This window comes from Planktothrix paucivesiculata PCC 9631, from assembly GCF_900009265.2.
GTDB lineage: Bacteria > Cyanobacteriota > Cyanobacteriia > Cyanobacteriales > Microcoleaceae > Planktothrix > Planktothrix paucivesiculata.
Map to the genome: position 1 here is coordinate 1 of NZ_LR734998.1, position 12,131 is coordinate 12,131.

The 12,131-nt window shown below is 39.7% G+C and carries 7 protein-coding genes; 4 read left to right on the forward strand and 3 right to left on the reverse strand.

What is annotated here, in order from left to right:
* On the forward strand, positions 1-592 hold a 592-nt coding region (locus tag PL9631_RS03530), incomplete at its 5' end, for an ARC6/PARC6 family protein (RefSeq protein ID WP_231516632.1).
* A 268-nt stretch (positions 593-860) separates the two neighbouring features.
* Here PL9631_RS03530 and PL9631_RS03535 read toward each other — a convergent pair.
* Positions 861-2,267, reverse strand: coding sequence for an ammonium transporter (locus tag PL9631_RS03535; protein ID WP_231516633.1), 1,407 nt, complete (start codon positions 2,265-2,267; stop codon positions 861-863).
* Positions 2,268-2,454: 187 nt separating this feature from the next.
* Positions 2,455-3,456: a PRC-barrel domain-containing protein gene (locus tag PL9631_RS03540; RefSeq protein WP_083617028.1), complete on the reverse strand. Its 1,002-nt coding sequence runs from the start codon at positions 3,454-3,456 to the stop codon at positions 2,455-2,457.
* Between the two features lie 76 nt (positions 3,457-3,532).
* Here PL9631_RS03540 and PL9631_RS26950 point away from each other — a divergent pair, with 76 nt between their 5' ends.
* Both PL9631_RS26950 and PL9631_RS03545 read left to right on the forward strand, forming a co-directional pair.
* The gene (locus tag PL9631_RS26950; RefSeq protein ID WP_269321680.1) at positions 3,533-3,655 is read left to right on the forward strand and encodes a hypothetical protein; all 123 of its coding nucleotides are present in this window, start codon (positions 3,533-3,535) and stop codon (positions 3,653-3,655) included.
* A 373-nt stretch (positions 3,656-4,028) separates the two neighbouring features.
* Positions 4,029-4,496 carry a DUF6658 family protein gene (locus PL9631_RS03545; RefSeq protein WP_083617032.1) on the forward strand — a complete coding sequence of 156 codons (468 nt, stop codon included), beginning with the start codon at positions 4,029-4,031 and terminating at the stop codon, positions 4,494-4,496.
* A gap of 251 nt (positions 4,497-4,747) precedes the next feature.
* Here PL9631_RS03545 and PL9631_RS03550 read toward each other — a convergent pair whose 3' ends face one another.
* Positions 4,748-10,147: a trifunctional serine/threonine-protein kinase/ATP-binding protein/sensor histidine kinase gene (locus PL9631_RS03550; RefSeq protein ID WP_083617036.1), complete on the reverse strand. Its 5,400-nt coding sequence runs from the start codon at positions 10,145-10,147 to the stop codon at positions 4,748-4,750.
* A 1,154-nt stretch (positions 10,148-11,301) separates the two neighbouring features.
* Between PL9631_RS03550 and PL9631_RS03555 the strand changes: the two genes are divergently transcribed.
* The gene (locus PL9631_RS03555; RefSeq protein WP_083617040.1) at positions 11,302-11,988 is read left to right on the forward strand and encodes a manganese catalase family protein; all 687 of its coding nucleotides are present in this window, start codon (positions 11,302-11,304) and stop codon (positions 11,986-11,988) included.
* Positions 11,989-12,131: the final 143 nt, after the last annotated feature.

A 12,131-nucleotide genomic window follows, 5' to 3' on the forward strand; every position in this document is an offset into this window, starting at 1 on the left:
ATTACCCATTACCCATTACCCATTACCCATTACCCATTACCCATTACCCATTACCCATTACCCATTACCCATTATGAAACCAATCCTATTAACATTAACTCTCATTCTCTCCTCTGGTATGAGTCAGATAGTTGAAGCAAAAACCCCGATCAAAAATCCCTCCTGGGATTTACAAGATCCGCCAATTGTCAATCAACTGACTCAAAATAGCGAATCCATAACCATTGGAAAAGCCGCGGATTTAATCACACAATGGTTAAATACCAAATCCAGAATTTTTGCCCCTCCCTTTGACCGTGAATCGCTCGGAAATTTAACTACGGGTGTATTATATGCGGATAGTTTAAAAGCAATTAATTTTTTACAGGAAAATAATGGCTATTATCAATATGGAGTCCAGAAAGTGGAATCCATAGAACGATTTGCAGCATCAGGAAATAAAGCTACCATAGAAGTCAAAGTGACCGAAGATACGACCTTATATAAAAATGGAAAAATTATCGAAAGTAGCTTTAATACAAAATTAGTGCGTTATAACTTAGAACAGTGGGATGGACTTTGGAGAATTGCTAACTCTCAAGTGATGAATTAAGGGTTTTAAAAATATAGCAACCGCCAAGGCAGTTAGGACATAGACTGATACTGAAACCTAGACGGTTAACTCTTTTCCTCCGGTGTTCCCTGTTCCCTGTTCCCTGTTCCCTGCTATAGCGATCGCGGAAGAATTTCTAATATTAAATTTATTAGAGATTTTAAAAATATTAATTGATTTCCCTTCCCTCGGGATTTGGCGGGGGAAGGGATTTAGTGGGTTAGGTTTTAGGGTTTACAAGGCCGAATCAAACGGCCCTATCCTAAAATTAACCTTCTTTTCCGGCAAAGCTTCCAGTTACAAAACTTAAACCTGAAGCATAGTCTTCGCCATAAGCTTCTTCTCCATGTTGGTCAATATCCAAACCTTGTTCTTCGACCATCGGTTTAACTCGCAGTTCCATGAAGGAACCCAGAATTTTGATAATGACAAAAGTGCCAACCCCAGCAAAAATGTAGGTAGCAACTACCCCAACAATTTGAGGAATTAATTGTCCTGGATTTCCATATAAAAGTCCATCAAACCCGGCAGGATTGACACTTTTTGTGGCAAAAACTCCAGTTAAAATAGCCCCAACAGTTCCGCCGATACCATGAACGGAATAGGTATCTAAAGAGTCATCAAATTCTAATTTCACCCGCCAACTGACGGCATAGAAACAGCAAACGGCTGTGATAGAACCGATTAAAATAGCAGCAACGGGGGTAACAAATCCTGCTGCGGGAGTTATCCCGACTAACCCGGCGAGGAAACCACTAGCAATCCCAACGGCTGTTGGTTTACCGCGTAAATACCATTCCACAATTGCCCAAGTCAATCCTCCGGCTGATGCTGAAACCATGGTGGCGACAAAGGCCACGGTAGCTAAAGAACCTGCACCTAAAGCACTGCCAGCATTAAAGCCAAACCAGCCAAACCATAACATCCCAATCCCTAATAGGACAAAAGGAACATTATGGGGAGCATGGGGAACCACCATAAAATTTTTCCGCGAGCCAATTATCCAAACGATAACTACCGCCGATACCCCGGAACTAATATGGACAACGGTTCCCCCGGCAAAGTCTAAAGCACCAATGGCTTGTAACCAACCTCGACCCCAAACCCAATGGGCTAAGGGAGAGTAAATAAATGTAGACCAGAGTACGACAAACCAAAAGTAAGCCTTAAAGGTGATGCGTTCCACAATCGCCCCGGAAATTAAGGCTGGGGTGATGATGGCAAACATCATCTGATACACCATAAACAACTGGTGGGGGAGGGTGGCTGCATAGCCGATGGGATCAGGTGTCTCGGCTGTGACTTTATTTAAAAATACCCAATCTAACCCGCCAATGAATTGTTCAATGCCTTGGCCAAAACCTTCCGAGACGGGAGTTGAGACATCAAAGGCGAGACTATATCCCCAGAATACCCAGGTAACGCCGACAATGCCCATTAAGATGAAACTCATCATCATGGTATTCAGGATGTTCCTAGAGCGCACTAAGCCACCGTAAAAGAAGGCTAAACCGGGCGTCATAAACAGCACTAAGGCAGCCGAAACTAACATAAAAGCAGTATCTCCGGGATTAATCGGGTTTTCTGCTGCTGCTTGCGCCCAAGCTGTTCCCGTCAGAGGGCCAGTTAATAGAATAAATGTTACTAATCCAATAATTCCTAGTTTTTTTAGCACGTTACCCCATCTTTCCCTATAAACCAAAAGTCTTTCCTGGTTAAAGTAGTATTTTTGCCATTGGTTCTTACTATGGTTCTGTATTCTCAAATACGATCTACAAATTCAGGGGTTTACCTATTCAACAAAATTAACCCCCAGTGTTCAGCCGAGGGTTATCTGGTTATTGGGTTGTGGAGTATCGTTCCTATTCCTCGTATTCAGGGATTTTGGTTTTTTCAGGAATATTAATCCGGGGAGGTTGATAGGGTTTGGGATTTTCGCCCTCATCCCAAGCTTCGGCATCTACCTCATCTTCATATTCATAGTCTAACTCTTTGGCATAGAATTTTTGTTCTTTACGCGGAGTCGGTTCAATCGGAACTAATTCCCGTTCTCGATAGCGGTCATCTTCATCCCGTTCGACATCGCCCCAGTTATCTTCTTCCTCATAGTCATTGTAAATCGGTTGGGGTTGGCGCAGGGGCTCGACTGGGTCCGGATGTTCTTCCCAGGCGTCATTTTCGTCCCAGGATTCTTCCTGAACCACCGATGCGGCGCGACTGCCTCGTTGGGGCGTGGTTTGGGGAAGTCCGGTTCCTAGCTGGTTAGCGGGTTTCACCGTTGGGGGATAATACATTCCCTCCTCTTCTTTTTCCCAAGGAGCTTCTCCTAAACCTAGGCGTTCTAACAGACCGACGGATAACTGTTGGAGTCTATCTTCTGAACCTTCAAAAACAATTAACCGATTCGGGCCACTACTGACAATTTCCTCAATGGATAATTCGTAGGTGCTGATCACTTGTTCAGGAATTTGAGGCAGACCAAGGGAGGCGATAATCAAGGATTGTATTTTGCCGTCGCGGGTATCGAATTTGAAGCCCCGCACCCGTCCCAGGGGTTCCCCGGTTTCGGTGATCACTTCACTATTGATCAGGGTGCTGTAGTTTTCTACATCCACGTCTTCTTCGAGGACGGTATCATCATCCACCAAAATTACGTCCCCGATTTCGCGGACACTACTCAGGTACATAAATTTTGGCATTCCAGCGATCGCTAGAATATTATTACGGATTCCGATCGCCACAATTTCACGCTGATCGACGTCTACCCAGAGTTGGCTGACGATCCCAAGTCGTTTCCCTCTGTCACGGGTAATCACTTGAGTGCCGAGAATTTCGGAGCGTTGGCAGATATGTTCAGATGTCATGCTAATAGAGAATTTCAGTTTTAAATGTTAAACATACAGATTACTCTACAATTCCTAATGTTATGGATGGGTATCCGTGCCATTAGTTTTTCGGGTTTCCTCTGCTGTGGGTGAAAACCTACCCTTGACCCATTATACAATGATGCTATCAGATGATGCGATCGCCAAGATGATTTCGGTGGAATTTCTCAGATTTTAATTGTTTTTTGCAGGGAAGTTAAAGATCCAACCCTGAGAACGATAGTGGTTCTCAAATGTTCCAGCCGATCTTTTTTCCAATTATTGCCGGAGTTGACCCCGAAGTTGGATTATATTGATCAAGCTAAACAGCAAGCAATCTGGGCGGGTTTTGAGCCAGTTTGTCCTCTAATGGGTCTACCACTAGCAACCTAGTCGGTTAGTTGTTGAGATTATAATATAATCCCATTTTAACCGAAATGAATAGAAGAAAATGGGATTATATTATTAAATATATTCCTTGAGCTAGAGGTTGAAACAATTGATTTATTTTAAGGTAGGTAAGTGATAAAGGAAATTCAAACAGATTTAATCAAAGTTTAGGAATCATCAAAATGAAGAAATTAATTCAAGCTCTGCGGTCTATATCCTTCAAAAATATTTTAGGTGTTTTTTTTGCAGGGTTATTAATGTTTATCAGTACCGCTTGTAGTAATAATCCTCCCACGGGAGCGAGCAGTCCCAAGCCAGATAAAGGATTAACCAGTGAACTTCCTAGCCCCGTTAAATCTACGGAAAAAGGCCAGATGTATGCCTATAACAACAGTGACCAAGATATTGTGAAACGGGTGAAAGATGTATCAGAAAAAGTCAGTAACTCAGCCAGTGAAATGGCAGGGGATTTGATGGAAGGAACCCAAAAGAACATTAAGAAGGCTGAAGGTAACACCAAAAAAGCCCTAAATCAAGTCGAGAAGGCGGCGGAAAAAACCTCAACGGATATTAAACGTCAGGCTTCTAAAGGTGCTGGACAAGTTAAAGATAAAGCAGGAGATTTCCAACGGCAGATACAAAAATCCTGATCAATTGGCTAAATTATTAACTCAGTTGCCATATCTATCTAAAGGTAGATGTCTCAGCAAATCCTGTGGGGTTAGATTGTAGAAACTATCGCACGTTCTCAATTCGCGCTTTCCCCAGTCAACTAAAAGCTGGGGATTTTTCATCGGGTAAGTTCTCCTTTGTTGAATTTCAAATTACGGATAAATTTCATCAATTCCCCCCATGATTTTTGCAGTTAAAATTCTGCAACCGAGTCAATCAGTCTAAGCGTTCAGTCCCCCAAATGTTGATTAATAGGAATGAGAATTGTAAATTCTGCTCCTTCTCCCGATTTGGAATTACAACTCATTTGACCCTGATGACGTTCAACAATAATTGAGTAACTAATCGATAGACCCAAACCCGTCCCACTACCGACGGGTTTTGTGGTGAAAAAGGGATCAAAAATTCGTTGTAGCACTTCTGAACTCATGCCTAAACCATTATCTGCGATCGCAATTTTAACTTGATTATGGTTGATTTTTTGGGTAAAAATGGTAATGGTGGGGGGATAATCACTCTGATTCAGAAGATGGCGACGATGTTCTAAGGCATCAATAGCATTACTAATAATATTCATAAAAACTTGATTGAGTTGAGAGACATAACAGTTCACTTTTGGCAGTTGACCATAGTTTTTAATCACTTCAATTTCCGTACTGTTGGCCGACCCTCGGAATCGGGGTTGTAAAATCATTAAGGTACTCTCAATGCCCTCATGAATATCAACAGGTTTCATTTCCGCTTCATCCAAACGGGAGAAGTTTCGCAGACTCAAAACAATATTCCGAATCCGTTCAGCCCCAACTTTCATTGAAACTAATAGTTTTTGTAAATCTGTGACTAAAAAGTCTAAATCAATGTCAGAAATGGTTTCTGTAATTAAGGGTTTAGGTTGAGGATATTCCTGTTGGTAGACGTGAATTAATCGGAGTAAATCTCGAACATATTCACTGGCGGGGGTAAGATTCCCATAAATAAAACTCACGGGATTATTAATTTCATGGGCAACTCCCGCTACCATCTGTCCGAGAGAGGACATTTTTTCACTTTGAATTAATTGGGCTTGGGTATGTTGCAGTTGATTTAAAGTTTGTTCTAAACGGGAATTTTTTTCGTTGAGTTGTTGGGTACGTTCTTGAACTTTATTTTCCACGGAGGCATATAACAGGGCATTTTCTAAAGACACCGCCGCTTGGGAAGACAGGAGGTTTAAAACTTCAATTCGCTCTGAGGTAAAGGCTCCGGCTGTTAAGTTATTTTCTAAATATAAAATCCCTAAAAGTTTCCCTTGGCTAATAATTGGAGTACACAAAATCGATTTAATTTGATGGCTATTAATATAGGGATCATGAGTAAATTGTCCTTCCAAGGTAGCATTCATTAATACCACATCATGACCTGTTCTTTCCACATAATAGATCACGGTTAAAGGTAAATCAGGGGAGGTTTCAACGTTGATTTTAGGATGAACAATAACTTCTTCCGTATCCGTGGAAGCCTCGGCTTCAATCACTAATTTTTCCTCTTTATATAAAATTAAAAATCCTTTTTGAGCTCCCGCATTTTCAATCACAATTTTCATTAAATTAGCTAATAATTTCTCTAAAACAATTTCCCGTGAGATAGCTTGAGAGGCTTTAATGACGGTGCTTAAATCCAATAACGCTAAACTACTACCATGGGAGGTACTTAGAGTAATTGATTCAGTTTCAAATAAGGACGGTTTAAGGCTGGCTAAATATTTGAGTTGAGGATATTGGCTTTCTAACTGTTCAATTTTACGAACTGCACCCCAACGTTGATAGCTGTAATAGGCTTCTCTGAGGTGAAGATTGGCATATTTAAGTTTATGATGATTCATCCAAAATTTAGCCGCCAGTTCGTGACTCAGGGCAACATTTTGAATAAATCCTGCTTCCTGTGCCGTTGATATTGCTTGTTCATATAAATCAATAGCTTCAAAGGAATCTTGAGAAATTCGAGCCAATTCTGCTTCGACCAAGAGATATTTAGATAAGAAATTGGTCGGACAGTTATCTGACCAGGTTTTAATTTTTTCTTGATTACTTTTAATTTTTTCTAAAAACTGCTGTTGTTGCAATTCTGAAACTTTGTCTAAATTTGCAATTAAAATTAAAGACGAATAAAAATAATATTCTGTGACGGAAATCAATCCCAGAATGAATTGTAGCAATTCTTCCACTTCTAAGGTGAGTTTTAAGGCTGCTTCTACCTGACCATATAGGTAGAGAACTTGCAATTTAAAAATTTTGTAAAGACACAGAGAATAGAATTTCTGATTTTGTTGGCTACTCTCGAGATAATCAGCTTCTGTGATTTCTGGGGCATCAAAAGATAATAAATCTGGGGTTTCATCGATTAAATTAAGCAGAATTCCTCGGAGTCCTGTTAAGGTATCAATCACTAGATGATTGTCAGTTTTATAGGCAAATTTTAAATAGTTTTTAACTTCAATTAAGAATTTAGGCAAGTTTACACCCTGCGCCATTAAATTTAGAGATTGATTATTTAATAAATAACCGGCATATTGCAAATCTCCAGAATCTAAAGCGGATTGATAACCTTCATGACCCAAAGCATTTGAATTCTTAATCGGTTCTAACCAATAGTTGAGACAACTAATTAGGGATGCAGATACTTTATAAACGGGATAATTCCACTTTTTATTAAGTTTTAAAGCCAGTTGACCCAACTCATAGGCGGTTTGATATTGATTAAAGATTGTAGCAACTAGAATCCCATAGGTGGCATAGAAAAATCCCGCTTCGGGAGAATATCCCGATTTAATCGCAACTTTCACACCATTAAGAATTACCACTGTCCATAAACTCGGATTACTGACATAGGCGGAGGGGGCTAAATTATTGAGAAGTTTTAAGATGATTTTTTTCTCCGATTCAACAATTTGGTTTTGCTCCAGGAAAGTCGATAGGTTATTAATATTAATCAATTTTTGTAGGGACTCTAATTCCTGGGGAATGACCGTTTGTAGATTTTCTGTGGGTAAATCTAATCCAAATAAAGCTAAGGCTTTAATTCCGGCATTGATAGAGGCTTCATATTTTAATTGTAAGGTATATTGGATTAAAAGTAGATTATAAACTTCAGCTTTTTCTAAATTAGATTGAGAGTGTTGTAAAATTAATTCAATTAGAGTTTCACTCTCGGCAAAATTTCCATTTAGGTATTCTATCTCGGCTCGTTCTCGATACAGTGAAAAGGCTAAGGAATAATATTCAAACCAACTATTATCGGGTAAAATTTCAATTCCGGCAATTAAATATTCCCGGGCGGCACTATAGGCCGTGGCATCTTTGGCTTTTTTTCCGGCTTCTAAGTTTAAACTTACCAGTTGCAATTTTTCTTGTTTATCGGTAATTAAAGATCGACCGACATTCAGGTGATCAACTAAATCAAATACTTTTTCCAACCAATATTGGGGCGGTGTATTAGCTAATAGTAACCGACCGATAGTTAGGTGAACGGATTGTTTTTGAGAGTCGGCAATTAAGGAATAGGCGGCTTGTTGAACGCGATCGTGGAGAAATTGATAATTCAGAACTAGATAGGGATTAATTTGTTCCGGTTCCAAATTATCAGCATCCAGTAGGGGTTTAATTAAACCTTCTTTTAACGCGGGTAATAAATCTTGGAAGGTATCAACGGATTCCTTACTATAAATTAAGGATAATGTATTTAAGTCAAATTGATTCCCCACACAGGCAACTAATTGTAAAACCTGTTGAGTTTTTGTGGGGAGTTTTTGGAGCTTACCAATCATCAATTCAACAACATTATCGGTGATGTCTAGTGCTTTAATTTCGGCAACATTCCATTGCCAAGCAATTTTTTCTGAGTTGAAGTTCAGAAGTTTTTCTTGATATAAAGTTTTGAGAAATTCATTGACAAAAAAGGGATTTCCCTCGGTTTTTTTGAAGACTAATTCGGCTAAAGGGAGAACGGTATGGCGATCGCTATGGAGAGTATCGGCCACCAATGCCGTCACCTGTGCCAAATTTAAAGCCGTGAGATGAATTTCATGAATTAAGCCTTCAGAACCAGCTTCTGGGGTAAAAGATTCGGACTTTAACCCTTCTAACATCATCATTAAAGGATGGGTAGGACTAACTTCGTTATCCCGATATGCTCCAATTAAAAATAAATATTGGGTAGCCTCATCCGTTAACATTAATTTCAGTAATTTCAAGGTAGCGGAGTCCGCCCACTGTAAATCATCAAGAAAAATAACTAAGGGATGTTCTGGTTGACAAAATAGACGAATAAAGTTCTGAAAGACTAAATTAAACCGATTTTGAGATTCGGTGGAACCCAATTCTAATACCGCCGGTTGCGGGCCGATAATCAGTTCAATTTCGGGAATTACATCAATAATAATTTGTCCGTTTGGCCCCAAAATTCTTAATAATTTTTCCCGCCATTGATCTAAATTTTCTTGACTTTCACTTAAGAGTAATCTGGCTAATTCAGAAAAGGCATTAACTAGGGCAGAATAGGGAATACTGCGTTGAAATTGGTCAAATTTCCCACTAATAAAATAGCCTTGTTTTTCAATAATTGATTTACAAATTTCTTGGACTAATACGGATTTTCCAATTCCCGAATATCCAGCAATTAACAAAATTTCGGTTTTCCCTTGACTCACTCCGTCAAAGGCTTCTATCAAGGTATTAATTTCAGTTTCTCTACCATAGAGTTTTTTGGGAATTTTAAATTGGTCAGAAATATCCTGCATTCCCAATTGAAATTCGCTAACGGTTCCTGTGGCTTGAACTTGTTTAAAACTATCTTCTAAATCGGCAATTAATCCCCAGGCACTCTGATAGCGTTCTTCGGGGGTTTTAGATAATAATTTCAGGACAATTCGAGAAATAATTGGGGGAATTTCGGGGTTAATTTCATGGGGAGGAATTGGTTGTTTTGCCAAGTGGGCGTGAACTAATTCCATCGGATCAGTGGTGGGAAACGGAACCTGTTGGGTTAATAATTCATAGAATGTTGCTCCCAAGGAATAAAAATCCGTTCGATAGTCTACGGAGCGGTTCATTCTTCCGGTTTGTTCGGGAGAAATATAGGCGAGGGTTCCTTCTAAATTTTGCGGGGGATGGAGCCGTAAAGATTCCTGAGTTAATCCACTAGAAATGCTAAAATCAATTAATTTAACCTGTCCGGTGGCGGGATTAAAAACAATATTAGACGGGTTAATATCTTTGTGAATTAAGTTAGCTGCATGAATTTCTCGTAATCCTTGGGCTATTTTAATTCCTAGGGTTAAAAAGCCTAATAGAGTAAATTTCTGAGTAGCTAACAAGATTTTTAACGATTCTCCGCCAAAATCTTCTAAGGCCATGACTAAAGTGTTTTGGTAGGTTTGAAGTTCATAAACTTTAATCACACTGTTTAAATTAAAGTTGCGAAGGATTTTATATTCTCGTTCATATTTTTGGATATCAGATTGAGGGGGAAATTCTCCCTGTAGCACTTTTAAAATTACGGGCGAACGATCCTGTTCCCGGATGGCTCGGTAAACAACGGAGTTAACACTCTCATAGATTTGTGCTAAGATTTGATATCCGGGCAAAGCAATCATGTTTGTTTCCTTCTGCACTGATTTAGGCTGAGTGGGTTAAGTTTCCGTGATCACTCAGAATGTTAATAGAGCTAAAAAATAATTATTGATACAACCTGAAAATATCGATTCCGTTATTAATTTAAGATACCGAACCTAGATCAACCTGATTGGTTAACGGCTGCTCTCAGGGATAACTAGAACTTTGACACTCTCACCTTTAAGCCTTCGGCTATAACGGGAGATTCTTGCTTCTTTGGTGATTGCCTCTTAACTAGACACCAAGATGGCTCTCAATGCCCCGCCAGAAGGACTCCACAAGGGTTTTATACTGGGTTTCTAGTCCAAGTTACCGTATGCCCTACGGCTAATATCTAGGTTTGACCTTTCCTTGAAAGTTTTACGTTGACTAGGTTTTTACAGCCAACAACCCCATACTTTCACTCTTTAATTTTCTAGGTACTGAGTTGGGTTTTAGCAGCCCACATTACTGGTTACTGCTCTGATAATTTTAACACTTACTGCTATTAATTTAACAATATTTGGCTTAAAGGATTCGCTATCGCTCAGTTTTTTATTGGCAAAAATTCATCTCGCGGTTAACCTTTCAGGTTGAACGGGAGTCCTCTTTTTGCATTACAGATAGAATAACATGGCAAGGGTAAAATGAGTAGGGTTTTCCCTTTGCCCGGTCAAAACAGCCTTTCTTGATGTTAGGACTGTACCATAATAACCGAGGCTACCTTTTTCATGGGTTTTTGTCGGAACATCCCCCACCGTTGCACCCAAAGGGGCGAGTCAGAACAAACCCAATCCAAAACAAGGCGACTTTACCGACATGAAACAGTCAGAAGTATTATCCGGTGTTCCCAGATCCAGTGTTCCCTTTTGATCAACAATTTTGAACACAACTCCAATAGGATTGCTATAGCTTTTTGATACTAATTGAATGGAGATCTGCCTCATCAATTACGCCTCTCAAGACCGTATTACCGAGCGATGATCGATCAAACCTTCCTCTGTCATTGGGTATAAATCAAGAAAATTTTAACTCGGTATTGAGACAGAGGTTAAGTTAATAGGAAGTTGATAGACTACTCCATAGATAAAACACATTTTAGCAATTTTTAATGTAATTTCTGGGTTGTGTTTGCTAATTTAATTAGGAGAATTTCATGTTTTTTCATAAAAAAGAACCCCTTGAAAAAAGTGTCCGTATTGATGAACCCAATCCTCGTTTTGCCCAATTACTTCTGGAACAATTTGGCGGTGCAACGGGAGAATTAACGGCAGCATTGCAATATTGGGTGCAATCATTTCATGTTGAAAATGCCGGTATTCGGGATATGCTCCAAGATATTGCCCTGGAAGAATTTGGGCATTTAGAAATGGTGGGAAAACTAATAGAAGCCCATACAAAAAATGTGGATCAAACGGAAGCCTTTAACAGTACCTTATTTTCAGTTCGGGGAATAGGCCCCCATTTTTTAGATTCTCAAGGTCAAGCCTGGACAGCCGCCTATGTGAATGAAGGAGGCGATGTGGTTCGAGATTTACGCGCCAATATTGCGTCGGAAGCAGGGGCACGACAAACCTATGAAGCGTTAGTTAAATTAGCGCCTGACCCCGGTACAAAAGATACCTTAGTCTATTTACTGACCCGTGAAATTTCCCACACCAAAATGTTTATGAAAGCCTTAGATTCCTTAGGGAAATTAACTGATCCGTTCTTTGGAAATATTAAACCGGACGAAACGGTTAATATTTACTATAATCTCTCTAGTGACGGTAAAGATAGTCGCGGCCCTTGGAATTCGGAACCCGATTTTGAATATATTGCTGAACCCCAAGCCCGTCATTAATTCTGTTCCCTTCTTAAGAATTTTGGGCTGAATTATTAATAGAAAAAGCATCTGGGAGTCTGGCCGAGTTTCGACCCCAGATGCTTTTTCTTTTCAGACTTCACTCCTCACACCCCTCAAATATACACGATTATTTGGGGATG